Source organism: Legionella busanensis, assembly GCF_900461525.1.
Classification (GTDB): Bacteria; Pseudomonadota; Gammaproteobacteria; order Legionellales; family Legionellaceae; genus Legionella_C; species Legionella_C busanensis.
In genome coordinates this window covers 26,425-42,035 of record NZ_UGOD01000006.1, presented here as the reverse complement: position 1 = coordinate 42,035, position 15,611 = coordinate 26,425, and the positions used below count along the sequence as shown (strand labels likewise).

Below are 15,611 nucleotides of genomic sequence, written 5' to 3'. Positions count from 1 at the left end.
ACACATGTGTACTTAAGTGATGAGTAAGAAAATGACTACCACGGTAATAAAAGTAGGTATGCGAGAATTTAGAGCACATCTTCAGCAATATATCCTAACCTCGTCTCCAGTTGCGATAACAAAGCATGGAGAAACGGTTGGCTATTATATACCTACGAAAAGTCATACTGAGAAATCCGACCTTCATGACTTAAAAGAAGCAGCTGCCAAGCTAGATAAACTATTAATCGAGCATGGTATATCTGAAAATGAACTATTCGCTGATTTTAGAAAACTAAAATCTAAGAATCGTAAATAATGTCTTTAAAATCAATTGTGCTTGATGCAAACATTCTAATTAGAAGTGTTCTAGGTGAAGCGGTTAGAAATATAATTATTCAATATCATGAGAAAATAGATTTTTTTGTACCTGATGTTTGTTTAATGGATGCGGTTAAATATATTCCTCAAATTTTTGAAAAGCGTAACATGCCAAGTAAACCTGCAATGGCATTACTTGAAAAACTTAAAACATTATTCAACATCGTTGATAAAGAAATCTACATGCAATATAGCCATGATGCTAAAGAAAGAATGAAAGCGCGTGATATAAATGATTGGCCTATTGTCGCCACAGCGTTAACATTTTCCTGCCCTATATGGACAGAGGATAAGGATTTTTTTGGCTCTGGAATGCCAACCTGGACGACTGATAGAATTCACATTTTTTTACAGCAATAGTTTCGATTAACTACAAGCGTTAAGTAAAACTAAAAAATATAGCTCATTTTGTAATCCTCTTTATCTTGGTTCGTACAAATGCAATAACTATTAAACTGTTTAAATCCGCTCATAGATAAATTTTGCTATACCAAAGATAAAAAGCCCAATAGCCAAATAATAAGCGCCCGTGCTTAAAAAATGTGCCATTTCTTGAACTAAAGGAGCAAATAAATCCTTAGGGTTAGGGTTATTAACTAGCTTATTAATAAAGAGGCTAGTAAAAAACACGACTAGGCTTGCAATTAAGATTCTTTTTGAACTAACGAATAAAAGGGCTTCCATCATTTTCCTATTAAAAATTTAAAAATTAGAATTGTCTTCCTAAAAGGGTTTAGTAAACTGTTTAAACTCGAAAATAACAATCACTTAGAAGTATTAATTTCAATATAAGTTAAAATCGTTATATTAACGTCCTCCTAACATACGCTGGCGCGATACGACTACTTTGCTTTAAATGCTGATTAAGCGCACTACTTACCTTTGCTAATCTCTGTGGATTTAAATTTGGGGAGAATGGGGAGTCAAGTGCTGCCTTTAACAGCGAATAATCAAGGTTAGCTACGCCAGTTTCTGATTGGACAACCTCCTCGACGGTAATTGAGTAGTCTTTATAGGAAGGTGTTTGAATAAGTTTACTTAAAAAGCAATTTAGCTCACGTTGATAGCGCTGCTTTTGCGTATACAAGGTGCGGCAAGAATCAAAGAGTCCTAATAAATGCAACAGTTTAAGGGTAGTCATAAGCTTATCAAAGATTTCAATTAAATCAGCCAACACCATGAAAAACCCATGTGAGGCAGTCATCTCATGAGTAAATTGTGCTTTAAACTCAATCGTTTTTGCACCAAGATTCTTCCTTTTTTCAATGAGTGCTTCGAATTTATCAATTTCATCGTCAAAATGCGCATGCAGGTGTAATAATTCATCGTGTAGCGTATAAAGACGGATGAGTGCATGCGCATTATAATTAAGACTTTCTTTAATCAACACGCCAATTTTCAGTTGGACACGCTCAAAAAAAAGATGGCCATTTTTAAGCGTTCGGCTGAAAAGATGAGCTGATTCTTGATTGACTAGCGTTAAACGAATGATAGCGGTCATGATAGTCTTTCTCCTGATTGAATATTGCTGCTGATGGTAGTTACCTGCAAGGGTTTGTCGAGTTCTACTCGATAGACAATTTGCGAGCTACCTTGGTCTTTGATGAAATAAGGACAATCAGGTGCGGTTAATACCTTAGCAAGCAACTCGGCGTTAATACCTGAGCGTGCTTGATACTTTGCGAGCACCTCTTCTTCAATAAAAACCACCTGGGCAGGATATTTGTGGCTTGTTTTGACCAAAATCTGAAAGTCTGGGTTAAATTGCCTACTTTTTGACTCAATACGCTTGTGAAGCCAGCTAATAAAATCATTGAGAATAACAGAAGGTTCACTTTTAAAAGGCGCTGCTAATAATGCCTGCCTCTCTTTTTTATTTTCTTCAAGCGTCACAGGCTCTTTAACTTGAGCCTTGCTTCCTTCAACTAGAGGCAAGGATGGCTCTAATCTTTCATCATCCATGGAATTAGGCTTTTTTAAGTCTTGAGCCCGGGTATTAACTGCCTTAACAGGTTTAACGCCATTAAGTTCTTTCATCGCGGCAATCATGTTGTTAGGAGCCAGTCCATCATTAAGGGGCAAGGGGATGCGAATTTTATAAAGCTCCCCGCCATTAACGAGCACAAAAGCTTGACCTTTAGGTAATTCACAGATATCAGACGGCGCAAGCATTGGAATAGACGTCATCTGCACTCGGTCTTCATTAGTGGTATTAAAATACACGTGCTCTGCGCCATGAGGCGTGTCATTGACGGTTGAGACTTGCGTGTGACTGATGACATCAACTTTGGTTAAAATGTCTGTTAAAACTTTGGCTGTATCGGTATTCTTGACCCGAAGCATAATAATGGTATTTAGATTACCTTCGGTCATCTCAGCCATGGCACGCGAGCCTAAGGCTACTTCTAAATCCTGCTTGGTTTGCGCATAAGCGGTTACTTGAAAACCTGCGCCTCCTGCTTTATTTAAAATCTTAACAAAAGATTCCTGAATGATTTCTGATAATTCATCACAATGAATATTAACGCGGTAATTAGCATGGGATTCTTTATAGATTTTGCCAGCCGTTGATACTAAATCTGACAAAAAGGCTTTACCGACACCTTGGGCCACCACCGTATTAGATAAGCTATCTAAACCAATATAGAGGACTTGCTTGGTTTTGATAACCTCCATTAATTCAACTTCAGCAGTGCTATTTCGTCCTGAAAAAATGCTACTTGCCGAAGAGCTATTGATTTTAGCAAGTACAGGTCCCACACTTGCGGTAATTTTATCGTAGTATTGTTTATCTAAGCTTGCTGCGTCATAGAGCTCAATGACGGGATTGCCTTGGAAGGCTTTGATATCTCCCTTTTCAATGATGTCGCTTACATATTGCTTGATGTATTTTAATACCGCCTTAGCGCGATCTAAGGGGGGATGGGGGTTGCCGTATTTATCTACTTTGGCATCATTTTCAACGATGATGGCTTCCACGCCTGATAAATAGTTAGAGTGAACGTGAGCAAACACTGTATCGCAATAGCGCATCAGTAATTGGTCAAGGCGGGTTAAGTAAAATCCAATTTCTCCATAATTTATTGGTTCATTCATGGCGTAAAGGGCCTTGACAACTATATTGACATACTTCCAAGCGAAATCTGCAAACTGCTTGCCTTCTCCTTCAGCGGCAATAGCATCGGTAATTCGGGTGGCCACTTCTGTTAATTGTTCAAAATTCTTCAGTGGGTTATAGTTTGCTGACGCTTCAGGAAAGCCTAAGTGAACGATTTTAAAATCAGATAAGCGCCCTGCGGCTAAACACGCTGAATACATGTCACGAACTAAATCCAAATCGCCTTTGGGATCTACGACAATAACGGCATCACCATTGCGAATATCTTGATTAATGAGAATAGAAGCTAGACGTGTTTTACCTACACGGGTTGTGCCAAGTACAAAAGTATGCCCAACTCGCACCTCTTGCCCAATAGAGATAGGCTTGTCTCTATTACCTAAGCCATGTAAATAAGGTTTTCCGCCCACAGGAGGCAGGGGCCTTAGGAGATTTAATCGCGATGCGTTATTAAGGAAGGCCGTCAATACAGATTCTGGATGTAGCCGCGCATAATCTCTAGCTTTTTTGTACAGTTTACCGGGCTGGGTAAAACGTAAATTGCCTACTTGTTTAATTTGATGAAGGCGCTGTGTGTGTAAGCCAGTCCATAAAAACCCTCGCCCTACAAATAAATACTTTTTAGACAAAGGAATTTGTTTCGTAGACAACGCATAATATGGCATGGCTTTCAAGCGTTTTTGATAGCGCTTGACTCGAAATCCTTGCGAAAAGCGATAGAGCCCAAAACCGCTTAGAACACCTACAGCAATAGAATTAAGAGGTTCTGTTAAAAGCAATAAGTGCGGCGTTTTGAATGCAATGACCGCAAGCCCCAAAAAGGTAAGGCTTGAATAAAATTCTGTAGGTTCACGTAATAAATTTTCAACAGGATAGTACTTCATCATGATCCCACTTGAAATAACATGTCTAAGGTGAATAACATTCCAACAACATAGTATCGGGCAAATAAAGCAAGCTTTAGTTGACTTGGCTCAACAGATAGTTTTTTTCGTTTGACATAAAACGCTATAGCTTTAGGCCAAAAAAGGTATACCGTGAGATAAACCAAACCATGAAGGATTAAAAATATGGATTGATGTGTTTGAAAAAGTATACGCCACGTTAAAAGGTGATTATGGGTTGCAACCAGTTGACTAACTAATATCATGGAAGCTAAGACTAGAATAACCCATTGAATCATCGTTATAATAAAAATTGACAGGTAACGTTTTAGCATGGAGAGCGCTCCTGATGAATTGGAAAAAAATCTTTAAAGGTTGTTTGCGCATTGTGCTCGTTGCGTTGACTACCAGTTTGGAAATCAGTTGTACAAAAAATCGAAAATCTATTTATAATGCTAATCAAGCCTATGACCTTTTTGAAAAAGGTGAAATTGGTTATCAAGAGTTTGCCAGAGCAACAAAACGTTACGATAACTAAGATTAATTTCCTGCTCATACCAACCCCTTTGAAGCGACCTTGGCGCCTACTCTGGCAATGTTTTGCCCCATTTGCTCTTTATCGTTAACAAATTCTTGTCCCGAAGTTAGCAAGCCATTTAATACCCCCCCGCCCTCGCCTCCAAAATGAGCAGACAATTTCAATAAAATAAGCGGCGCGATGAAATAAAATAAAACCATCATGTTTTGCATGGCCGAGACAACATTTGTTTCACCAAGGCTATTGACCGTTGCGCGCTCCAGAAAGCTGCCAAGATGCCACAAATATTGCATAAAAATAGCCATGAAGAGTAAAGCGCAAAGGCTACCAACCGCTTTCGTACTATAGCCACTTAACGCCAATATAAATGGGGTTAAGATGATTAAGAAAAAATAAAAAAATGCTTGCATGATGGGTAACGATTGCAAAATCGCTTCACGCTTTAAAGGAGTCGTTGTAAAGGATTTAAACCATTGCCCTGTATTGATTAACGCACGAGACGCGGCGGTTTTAAAGGTGCCATTAGTGTTATCCATTAGTGCTTCATTAGCAGAAAGTTGTAATCCTGTTTCATCTTGAAGCAACACGCGAGCAATAAAATCATCGGCACTGAGTTGGCTACCCCACCCTATTTTGTGGTTCATTTTATATTCAGCTACACGATGCCCTACATTCCATTTGCCCAAGTGCTCGTCATACCAGGATGCTTTGTTAGACGTATCCACCAAATCTGCTTTAATTTTATCCCACCAAGCTTCACAGGTTGGATAACCATGTTCAGGTTTATGCGCAGCAACCGCTTTATCATCTTTACCAGCGTCTTCAAAATGAGACGACGGATTTGAAGCATAGGAAAATCCAGGAACAGGGCTTCTCGCTTTTAAATCTTGATAGTAAAAGGTTTGTAGTACTTTCGACCCCATCCAGTTTAAATCATCTTCACCACCATACTGCTGCAAGATTTTTTGCACCTTAGCTTGCTCTGTCGGGGTTCGTGTCGTATTTAAATACGCGGTTTTCGCCTCTAAATAACATTGGTGATGGAAATCAAGCGCTTGCTTTTTAAGGGCTTGGGGAATATGCGTGGAAATTAAATCCCCTTTTATCGCCTGAAGACTATCTGAGCAGCCGGTAACCTTCATTAACCCATAGGTCATGCTAGAGGCTAGATTTTGAAGAAGCACAAAGCCTAGAGGAATTTTGACTTGCTCTGTTAATACATCCGCAAATGATTCATCGTAGGTCGTGCCTGTGTCTTTAATGCTTGAGTCTTTGGTGTTGGCACCTCCTAAGGTGCACACCGGTTTAAACACTACTCCTTTTTGCTGCAACGTTATGGAGGGGTAAACAAATAAGCCACAGATTAAAACCGCCAAAGCTAATTCAAATAAAAATTGGTTTAACGCGTGTTCTGACATCTGATGGGTAGCACTTGCAGAGGCTAAGAGGTTTTTTAAGAACCGCCAAGCAATAGCAACAAAGCCTAAGTACAAAATTCCTGTTTGCCAAAGGGCTAAGTAAATCACATCATACTGTTGCCAGCCTAAATAGGTGGTGTATAACGATAATGGACTAAAAACAATCATATCTCCTACTCCTTTTTAGCCTGTTTATAGACAGCACCATTCTTAATCACATCTAAGGCCGCAGGATTTACGAGGCGACTTTCATTTAACTGTTGGTCTCTAACCCCCATAATGACGTTTAAAGTATTGGTCATCATGCGTTTGCGCACGTCTTGTTCAAAAGACAGCTCTGCAATTTCAGAGTCAAGTTTTTTAAGTGATTGCAAAACCATGGTCTGTACCGGCTTTAACTGCTGAACTTCTTGAATTTGAAAACCAGCTTGCAACAGTCGCTTTAACATCAAGGCTTCTTCTAATAAGCTCTGAATAGCAATTTCTTCTGCAAGTTTAGTAACTGTGATGATTTGCTCTTCACGGCGAAGGCCTCTAATCGCAGAAATAATGTCTTGCGTGATTAGAATATTTCCAGCGGATAACTTTCTTAAATTAACGTCGGTAGAGGCTAACTTGCCATCAACAAGCTTCCATAAGAAATCAGCGACATTAACGCTACAGGTTTTAGAATCAGCAATTTTTGGACAACTCTGCAGTAAAGTCACAAGTCCCACGCCTGCTTTAGCATCCCTACTGCCAGCAACTTTTGCGTGCGAAATTTTAATATCTCCCAACACCAGCACCGCCCAGTCAGCCGCTTTTTTAGGAGAAGGCCAAATCTGAGTAAAAGGATTGTTCTTTTTTAGCGTATCGGAAACAGCTGTTTTGTCATCTAACGCTCGAGAAGGATTTAACAACAAGTTAAAACCTGCGATGACCACATCAGAAATGACTTCAATCGGCTCTTGGTATTTTCCACCGGAGTTGCCTTTGGCTTTATGAACCCAAGGAATACCGTATTCTTCTGATTTTTTAGCAATTGTTTTAGAAGATTCCGTAATATCAACCGGTGCATTTTTATTATTGGCGGCGGCGCGCGCTGCTGATTCAATCCAACCTTCGGAATCAGAGACTGACAGTAAAGCACTTATCGGTGAGCTACCATTTTCAAGATTACTCTTTACTCGATGACAATCCGATAAGCGCATTTGAAATTCATTTTGAGCACTAAAGGCGGTATTTTGAATGATATTATATAAAGCAGGCATAGATTGACTGAGTTTATACATGGGGTAACCCGCCACCCCGCCTTTTAACCCATCAATGAGGCTCGCTGGAACACCAGCAATTTTATCTTTAATACCATTAAAGGAATTACCAATGGTTACTACCGGATTAAACGTGGCACAATTTAAAACGCCATCTACACCTATCTGCCCACCAATCGTTACTTTTTCGGTGTGATTAATAGCCGGCACATAGACATCGGAGCCCCCACCGAGTTGATAATAATACTCTGATTTTTCTGGAAACAAGGTTGCCTGAGACGCACTTGCCACCATCATGCTTAAACCTATTAGAGATTTTTTCATTTTCTCACCTCATTAGCGTCTATGGGGGCGTCCCATTCCAATTCCACTGATTAATTTACCTTTCTGCTGAACACATCCCTCGTATTTTCGCCAAACCACAAAGATGTAATTGCTATTGCCCGCCTTCTCATCCTTTGTCCCAAAATCATTGGCATTTCCAGGAACAATGCGGCGATTTCGAGGATAAACTTCCTGCCAAATGACATGCTTTTGTTTCGGGTCATAAATCACATTAGCAATGATGCAATCTTTGCCACATCGATTGGTGGTGGGATAATAGATGTGTATATTTTTTTGATTAGTGACAATGTCTGCTGCATGCATGGCTGCCACAACAGATGCCCTAAACCGATAAGGTTGGGTCACATACATAAGGCGCGGCATTTCAAAACCCCAATGATTTAAGGTTGTGCCTATTTCATGCCCGAGTAAAAGGTGAGGGCGGATTGCCAGATAGGCAAGTTCTGCTGCCTCACTTCGCTCCATCACCGCATCCGCTAAAGATGAATAATAAATGATTGGAAAAGAGGTTTCTGGTTTATGCGTCAAACTCGGGAGGTGCAAATAATTGGTAGGCGCACCAAACACACTTACAACGCGTGTATGCCCTTCATTTAAGTGCGAAGGATTTGCAAGCAAGCTGTCATTACCAAATCCTAAAGGAAAACCAAGGGCGGTTTGATAAATACGTTGATACCCTGCAATCGCCGCCTTGTTTTCAACCAAAGCGCCTGCTTCACGCCAAGGGTTTTCACCAGGCCTATTAGACACTGTTACCAGTAAATCAGGTACAAATTGAGAAATTGCAGGAGAAGTAATAATTTTACCTTTTGAAAACCATACACAAACTCCTTTCAATTTGATATGGGAATAAGTAAGCATCTTAGAGGTAATGTGAAGACCAATTTGAATGGTCGTTAATGGCTTAGGTGGCTTCGTGCTTTCTAAGCCAAACAGGGTAGCAGGCACAAGTAACGCCATCCAACACGTTAGGAATTTAAGCATAATGGGCCTTCCAAAGCGAAACTGCCTTATCAATATCGTTTATGCCATAAATGACTGCCTCCCCATTAAAAACAATTGCCGGCAGGTAAGTTAATTGATAAAGGTCCGCCTTAAGCGCACACCTAAAGAAAGTTTCATAATCGTTGGTCAATGCCTTGACCCCCTCTTTAATCGCTTGCCGTTTTAATTGTTCATGAAGCGCTCTATCTAGTGCATCCTTTTTATCCATTAAACATAAGGTCACAGGATAGTGCCCGATTGCCAGAGAGTCTGAACTCAAGGTAAAGAACTCTATGGTCTTTAGTGTCAATGTCTGCAAAGACCACGACACATCATGAAAAGAAATCATCATCGAAAAAATAATCATCTTGGCGACTTGATGTTGTTTTATTTTCCAACTGATGAGCCATAAGCTCTGCGGCTTTAAGAATGCCATGTTCTTGCTCCAATACTCTGCGGGTAGCTTTTTCTTGTTTTTCAGTCATCAGCAACGCTAATAAATACCGAGGCGGGATGACTCTAAAGAGGCCTTGATAACGAGAGCCCAATACCACCGCTTCAGCATAAAGCCCTTTTTGAGAATCAATACTTCGAAGGAGCGCCTCTTGTTCAGGGGAGATTGCTTTAAATCGTTGCAAATCGGCAAGCTCCTGCTCATTAAAACCTAATACAATCCAGGTTTCTAAAAGGGATAAAATTTTTGTAGCTTTAGCGGAACTTAAATCACTGATGTTTTGAGTGACTGGCACAAGCCAAAGCCCTAATTTTCGAGCGACTTTGGCAATCAACAGGCAAAGTGCGACAATCACATCAATATCAAACTGTAAATGTGCCTCATCAATTACTAAAAAAGTCGGCCGCTCTGTCTCTTGGGTTGCTTCAGCGAGTGCTAAAATTCGTGGTAAAAGAGACGCCATAACTAAGGCAAGTTGACCCTTATTATCCTTCATGGCCGAAACATCAATATGAAAAATATCAAAGTCTTTTAAGGGGTCGGTGGGCACATTAAAAAAAGCCGCTTTCGTTGGATTAATCACGTAAGTCAGTAATCTATCGTGCATGTCTTGTAAGCGCTCTTTTTTACGTCCTGATTCTTCGAAAACAAGGCGACGCTTAAATGCCTCTACCACATGTTCAGTTAACATCTGCGGGATGCCTGCTTCCCAGGAATGCACAATGGCATCACTTAACACTTGCAACAGCAGCGATTCATCAGCAAGCGTAAAGGCTTGCTCCTCTCCCTCATTAGCTTCTGTTAACATCGTTCGTAAGGCGAGCGCTAACTCTGATAAGTAATCACGCGACTCAGCAATTAAGTCTTCGTCGGAACAAGCCCTTTGACCTAAGTTCGCTGTTAACTCATACACAAGCTTCGCTTTTTGCTTTAAGCTATCTCTATTCTGGCAATAACCAATATCAGGTAGCGCCAAATAAGCATCACAAAAGGGATTTAAGGGGACCGCCTTCGTTTTATCTTTACTTAAAAGCAATCGACTTACCTTTTTCCCGTATTGCTCGCAATGCACAAGTAGGCGGTCAAAACTGTTGCCCATCTCAAACAAGACAATGCGGGCGTTTTTCATCGCCATCAAGGCATTCACCATTAATCCGGTCAGCACCGATTTACCACCACCTGAGCTTGCAAAAAGCGCCATATGAGAATTTTGACTCACAAACTCATGGCTTAAGACATCAAATAACACAGGCTCCCCTAATCGATTAAAAAAGCAAAAACAAGGAAGATGTTTTGCGCCTTTAAAGCGCCCATAAACGGGCAAGAGGCACGCAAGCTCTGAGGCATACATTAAGCGGTCAAAGCTTAAGTGTTTGCGGGCATACAGAGGCGAAAAATTAAAGGGCAGGCAATTTAAATAGCTATTTAAAGGATGTAGATCATAAGCCACATCAATAAGGGGCATCTTGATATCAAAAAAGAGATTTTTAAGTGTTTTTTCAACGTTTAAAAGCTCCTTTTCACAAGAGGCGCGATATAACACCGCTTGATTAACCCAATATAATCGATTACCCATACTAAGCTCATTGCGTGCTTGTTTGATATCCTCACGCGCAAGTGAAGGCAGACTACTTGTGCCAATAATGCCTTTTTCCAAGCGCTTTAGATGCGTATGAATCGCCTCATCATCAGAAAAAACAACCGAAAGCGTATACATTGACCCTTCAGGTAATTTATCGAGGAAAGCATAACAATGCTTGGGGTTATCTTGCGGCCTTTCACGCGAGAGAAGGCCGGGTACAGGTGGCGCTTTAAGACCATCGACATACATCACCCGATGTGGCAAATTATCAAAATAAAAGCCTTTATCATCACTTTTTATCTCACCTAATACGGCGTTGGCGAGATTAAAGCCAGCAGATCTTTGATAAGGGTATGGCATTTTAGCAAGCCAACTATTAATATCACCCTTCGTTTGAGTAGGAGAAGGATGAAACCACCTTACCCACCATTGATAATAATTTTTACCCGTTAGGCGCTTTAACGTAAGTCCTGGGGCTTTTAACTTTGTATAAATTTGGCCAATAACCTCTTCATGCTCTTGCACAGTTGCCTCGCGCGTTATGGCAGAAGGCTCTTGGTATAGCCGATAAAATAAAAGTCTAATTCGGCGTTGCCGTCCTCGATAAGGCAAGTCGGTTTTGGGATCAATAAATAACCCTCGCTCAGAAGTCATTTTCGTCATTAAATCTTGAAGTCGATGCAGATAATCTGCCGTAAAGAGGCTTTCTTGGCAGGCAGGTACCACCGCATTGGCAATACTTTTTAAAACCGGCTGCAAACTGTATTCATCCTGCACAAAAAATTGCATCACCCAAGGATTTTCTTTATAAAGCGGGACTACATAAGAGAAGGTTTCTTTAATGCGCTCAAATAAGATTTGAATGTAGTCAATCGATGCGGCTTCTGCGGCAATATCGCCTATTTCAAAACCAGACCCAACGCTTACCCCATCAGCAAGTAAAAACATATTTTTATCATCACAAAAATCAACACAAGCCCAATGAGATAGCAAAGAAGGAAGGCTTGTCTCATATCTTTTTTTTATAGCGTTAGTCAAAACGCTATCGTTACTTTGAGGCCCTATCACCCAATCGAGTGTTTTGTGTAATTGCCGCATTTTATCCTCACTTAATAGTATTCATTAGCAAGTGCAAATTGATTTTGCTTGTAGAGAAAAAATTCAGAGGTAAATCCTGGTTTTATCAATTGCTCATCACCAAGTTGGGTGACGTGCGGATAGATAAAAATAGGAATAGCAGGATTATCTAGCGTCTTAAATTTTGCTTGCACCTCCGTTTGAGCCTCGCGAATATAACCGTCGAAATTAACCTTACCTACCCTCCTATAAGTTGGCGTAGATGAGATTTGGGCGGTATTTGCCATGCTTTGATGATAAATTTGGCTCACCGTTAAACCTGCTTCAGGCACCCCACCTGCTGATACGTTTTTGGAACATCCAGGCAGTAGAATAAAACTACTAGCGCAAAGAAAAATCGCGGTTATACTGCTGCGCATGACCATAATGAATTAGCCTCCCTAACGGTTCTTTATCAATAGATATGGTTTTGGTTAAATGAAACGAGACGTGGTTAACACACCAAGTAAGCCTTCCACCTTGTTCACACTTAAAGCTAGCTGGCACAAACACCATGTCAAAACTACCTTGGATTCGCTTTTCCAGCCAATCAGCCGCTTTGACAGCGCCGCCAGCTAAAGCCTCGCCGCCTGCATATTTGGCAAAAGAGCCTGTAGGTATTGCCGCCCCACCATTGGGTCCTGCGAAATAACTCATTTGCCATTGCGACAGCGCATTACCCCCGCTTTGAATACCGCCAGAGGCCATCATGGCGGCTAGCACACGAGGGGCATTTGTAAAATACGTGCCATGAATACAGGGATTCCCAAAGGAGGTGGTTAAATACCCAAGACTTTCGTTATTGACAAGCTCTGCGGAATTTTTCATCTCTTCATTACCGACCACTACAAAATGGCCATCTTGAAAAGTAAACAGTACCGAGGTCACATACGCTCTAACACAAGAGATGTTATCCAAAAAGGAGCCCACCCCAATGGCATAGCCATTGATTTTCATGCCTGAAATATCAGGAGGTAATGGCACGCCATTAGAGGCTATTAAGTCATGAGAACTTATGAGGGCTGAAAAAGGGAATAAGGGTTGCATGAGCTTTCCTTCAACGGGCACTTCCCCAATAAGGGCTGAGAGTAAAACACTGTTTCCTAAATCAGAGCCTGCTGGAAGCGTATAATAAGGGATACCTTTTTCTTGGCCGTGCTTAGAGGGCAAAGTAGTTTTTAAGTGCGCTTTTTTGGCAAAAGCTTGCCTTTTTGTTTTAAGCTTTTGCCAATAACTTAACTCAGCTTCTGATAATCTTCTTTTTACTAAAAGCGCATCCATGTCTTTAAAGTGATTTGAGGGAGAGGCTAAAGCGTCACTATCATTTAAGGCATAGTCTGTGATTTTCGTTGTTTTTCGTTGTGCTTTAACCGCTGCCAATTCTTTTTTAAGCGCTGCAATCATGTCTTTGACTTCAGGGGTTAGTGCATCGCCCACAGCCTCACTCTTTTGCTCTTTTACCGCCAGCAGCAATTCATTTTGTGCCATTAATTCCTGATTTTTTTGTGCTAACTCATCAATCTTTTTTTCATCTTCCATAAGACGAGCTGAGACATCGCGAATATTGTCATTAAATTGACTAGCAATGGCTTGATTGACATTATTGATAGTCTCCCTAGAGGGCTCTTGCTTAAGGGAGGTTGTTTTACCACTACTTAAAACAACTAAAACCACTAACACCACCGCACCAGTTAATACTTTAAGACCTACATGACGATTCATCGTACATACCCCTTAAGTGCTTTTAAGGCATCACCAAAGGGTCTTGATGACACTAAAAAAACAGTGGTAGTTTCATGATGGGCACGGGGTTTTAAGGTGTTCGTAGGATAAAAGGTTGCCGTTTGCCACTCGCCTATCAATTGTCTTGGGTCAAGCACAATTGTTTTAGTTAAGTCGTTTTTTAATTCAACAGCCGTAACATACAACTCGTTTGCTTGCCAAGAAATTAAAGGGTGCGCACTAACACTTGCACCATACACTAATTGGACGGTTTTTTGAGTCTGCATCGCCACTCTTACAACGCCCGGCAGCCTATATAAGAGGCGCTCAGGTACATACAATGACTGAATAGCAAAACGGGTTAGAGAGACGGGGTTAATGATATCACCAGCCATTGCCTCATTAGCGCCTACTAAGCCCTGCTTGCTTGTCGCAGTTTGTTCTTCAGTGCCTTGACTAGGCGCCTCTTGATTGTAAGACAGCATGATTTCTATTGGTGCCACGGGGAGCGCGCTTTCATTGGCTGACAAATTAAGTACCAAAAGCTCACCGTCTGGCATCAATTGAACAATTAAACGTTTATGATGAAAGGGCTTTCGCGCTTTGATATACAACGCATCATCTATTTTAAGCACGTTTAAGTCTTCATCTAACTCTGAATCAACAATGGAGATGGGCGATGGAAATCGAATCACACGCTCTTCATTTAAAGGCAGTCCAATGGCAAGCGGTGCTTTTTCCCAAAGCATATGCTCTGTTTGCAAAGCGCTTACGCAGAAACTTATAAGAAATCCTAATAAAATAACGAGTAATTTTGCGTTCATGAATGATTCTCTCCTTTGCCATCGGCACTTAATAAATCTTTAATTAAACGCTCAGGCTGGCTGTAGCCATCAAGGGCGAGCCCAAATGGATTTTGTAATTTAGAGACATTCACTTTAACCACGCGATAGTGGTAATCCACCACTTTGTCAGCAATGACCATGGTGGAGTGATTATTAAGTTTCTGAGTAAGCCTAAGAACCAGATGAACCTCCCAACTAGTATGACTTAGCCGTTTCACATCATTTGGCTCTAAAAACCGATACAGGCTAGTTAGCTGTGTTCGTGAAAAAAGGCCTGCTTTGTCAAGCGCGTCTTGATTAGCTGCAAGCACATCCTGAAATCTGGGCGTGAAATAATGTTGGTAGGACAGTATCTTTTGATTAAATGCCTCTGCCCCCTGAGCTTGCCAAGAATGAAGGTGAGGAATTAGTGTTGCTACAAACCCATGCACGTATTCATCGGGAATGTCCTCTGCTTTAATCAAGCCGCCATTAGCACTTATGGAAGGCGTTAACCAAATCTGCAACTTACTTGGTGCTTTCATTAATGCAAAACCAAGCCAAAGCGTTAGAAGAAAAAATGCGCCACAGCACACCAGTAACAATCGATTTAACTGGTTTAGCGTGTCTAATTTTTTATAATACTCAAACATCGCGTCCTCCAAGTAATCGCGCTTTACGCCAAAATCCTTGATGGCAGAGGTAAGGCGACTTAATGAGGCCTACGCGCGATACCTGAATAACTAGTTTTTTTCTTAAAAACCCTGTGGGTTTGCCTTGTTTGTGGCGTGCAAGTCTGTAAGGAAAAACACGCACACTTAAGAAAAAGCCAAGCACCAAACCCAAAGCACCAGCCGTGCCCGTCCATCCGAGTAACCCCCCAATGATGGTCGTGAAAAAGCAGGTAACGCCCATGCCCAGCAAGCCCGTGACTAAGAGCTCTCTTAAAGTCAATCCCTGATAGGCAATAAACTCATGCGTGAGCGTGCGACTGGATGGTCCATTCATCTGCTTCT

The 15,611-nt window shown here is 41.1% G+C and carries 16 protein-coding genes and 1 pseudogene; 3 read left to right on the top strand and 14 right to left on the bottom strand.

Features of this window, described 5'->3' with window-relative positions:
• Positions 1 to 31 precede the first annotated feature (31 nt).
• Positions 32 to 298: a type II toxin-antitoxin system Phd/YefM family antitoxin gene (locus tag DYH30_RS17055; protein WP_242604770.1), complete on the top strand. Its 267-nt coding sequence runs from the start codon at positions 32 to 34 to the stop codon at positions 296 to 298.
• Positions 298 to 720: a PIN domain-containing protein gene (locus tag DYH30_RS17050; RefSeq protein ID WP_115332946.1), complete on the top strand. Its 423-nt coding sequence runs from the start codon at positions 298 to 300 to the stop codon at positions 718 to 720. Before DYH30_RS17055 ends, DYH30_RS17050 begins: the two co-directional genes overlap by 1 nt.
• 99 nt (positions 721 to 819) lie before the next feature.
• Here the strand turns inward: DYH30_RS17050 and DYH30_RS17045 are convergent, their stop codons facing one another.
• The 4 genes and pseudogenes from DYH30_RS17045 to DYH30_RS17030 all read right to left on the bottom strand — a co-directional run bounded on the left by DYH30_RS17045 (position 820) and on the right by DYH30_RS17030 (position 4,697).
• Positions 820 to 1,044, bottom strand: a complete 225-nt coding sequence (locus tag DYH30_RS17045; protein ID WP_115332945.1) for a hypothetical protein — start codon at positions 1,042 to 1,044, stop codon at positions 820 to 822.
• 118 nt (positions 1,045 to 1,162) lie between these two features.
• On the bottom strand, positions 1,163 to 1,861 hold the full coding sequence (locus DYH30_RS17040; RefSeq protein ID WP_115332944.1) for a hypothetical protein: 699 nt from the start codon (positions 1,859 to 1,861) through the stop codon (positions 1,163 to 1,165).
• Between the two features lie 521 nt (positions 1,862 to 2,382).
• Positions 2,383 to 4,362, bottom strand: a pseudogene (traD, locus tag DYH30_RS17035) (type IV conjugative transfer system coupling protein TraD); the annotation flags it as partial.
• Positions 4,362 to 4,697, bottom strand: coding sequence for a hypothetical protein (locus DYH30_RS17030; RefSeq protein WP_115332942.1), 336 nt, complete (start codon positions 4,695 to 4,697; stop codon positions 4,362 to 4,364). The pseudogene traD and the gene DYH30_RS17030, both read right to left, overlap by 1 nt.
• Positions 4,698 to 4,711: 14 nt before the next feature.
• Here DYH30_RS17030 and DYH30_RS17025 point away from each other — a divergent pair, with 14 nt between their 5' ends.
• Positions 4,712 to 4,900 carry a hypothetical protein gene (locus DYH30_RS17025; protein ID WP_115332941.1) on the top strand — a complete coding sequence of 63 codons (189 nt, stop codon included), beginning with the start codon at positions 4,712 to 4,714 and terminating at the stop codon, positions 4,898 to 4,900.
• Positions 4,901 to 4,914: 14 nt separating this feature from the next.
• Here DYH30_RS17025 and DYH30_RS17020 read toward each other — a convergent pair whose 3' ends face one another.
• From DYH30_RS17020 to DYH30_RS16975, 10 genes are read right to left on the bottom strand one after another with little or no spacing between them, the layout of a single operon-like run.
• Positions 4,915 to 6,486: a conjugal transfer protein TraG N-terminal domain-containing protein gene (locus DYH30_RS17020; protein ID WP_115332940.1), complete on the bottom strand. Its 1,572-nt coding sequence runs from the start codon at positions 6,484 to 6,486 to the stop codon at positions 4,915 to 4,917.
• Between the two features lie 5 nt (positions 6,487 to 6,491).
• Entirely contained in the window at positions 6,492 to 7,892 is a 1,401-nt protein-coding gene (locus tag DYH30_RS17015) for an integrating conjugative element protein (RefSeq protein WP_115332939.1), read from the bottom strand.
• Between the two features lie 12 nt (positions 7,893 to 7,904).
• Positions 7,905 to 8,897, bottom strand: coding sequence for a TIGR03756 family integrating conjugative element protein (locus DYH30_RS17010; protein WP_115332938.1), 993 nt, complete (start codon positions 8,895 to 8,897; stop codon positions 7,905 to 7,907).
• Positions 8,890 to 9,177, bottom strand: a complete 288-nt coding sequence (locus DYH30_RS18105; RefSeq protein WP_160116248.1) for a DUF1525 domain-containing protein — start codon at positions 9,175 to 9,177, stop codon at positions 8,890 to 8,892. The genes DYH30_RS17010 and DYH30_RS18105 overlap by 8 nt, the downstream gene beginning before the upstream one ends.
• Before the next feature lie 52 nt (positions 9,178 to 9,229).
• Positions 9,230 to 12,031 carry a conjugative transfer ATPase gene (locus tag DYH30_RS17000; RefSeq protein ID WP_115332936.1) on the bottom strand — a complete coding sequence of 934 codons (2,802 nt, stop codon included), beginning with the start codon at positions 12,029 to 12,031 and terminating at the stop codon, positions 9,230 to 9,232.
• An 11-nt stretch (positions 12,032 to 12,042) separates the two neighbouring features.
• Positions 12,043 to 12,435, bottom strand: a complete 393-nt coding sequence (locus DYH30_RS16995) for a TIGR03751 family conjugal transfer lipoprotein (RefSeq protein WP_115332935.1) — start codon at positions 12,433 to 12,435, stop codon at positions 12,043 to 12,045.
• A complete protein-coding gene (locus DYH30_RS16990) occupies positions 12,392 to 13,771 on the bottom strand; it encodes a TIGR03752 family integrating conjugative element protein (protein ID WP_115332934.1) in 1,380 nt (459 codons plus the stop codon). The genes DYH30_RS16995 and DYH30_RS16990 overlap by 44 nt, the downstream gene beginning before the upstream one ends.
• Positions 13,768 to 14,595, bottom strand: a complete 828-nt coding sequence (locus DYH30_RS16985; protein WP_115332933.1) for a TIGR03749 family integrating conjugative element protein — start codon at positions 14,593 to 14,595, stop codon at positions 13,768 to 13,770. Before DYH30_RS16985 ends, DYH30_RS16990 begins: the two co-directional genes overlap by 4 nt.
• Positions 14,592 to 15,248, bottom strand: a complete 657-nt coding sequence (locus DYH30_RS16980; protein ID WP_115332932.1) for a DUF2895 family protein — start codon at positions 15,246 to 15,248, stop codon at positions 14,592 to 14,594. The genes DYH30_RS16985 and DYH30_RS16980 overlap by 4 nt, the downstream gene beginning before the upstream one ends.
• Positions 15,241 to 15,603 (bottom strand): DUF3487 family protein, encoded by a 363-nt coding sequence (locus DYH30_RS16975; protein WP_115332931.1) that lies wholly within the window; start codon positions 15,601 to 15,603, stop codon positions 15,241 to 15,243. Before DYH30_RS16975 ends, DYH30_RS16980 begins: the two co-directional genes overlap by 8 nt.
• Positions 15,604 to 15,611 lie beyond the last annotated feature (8 nt).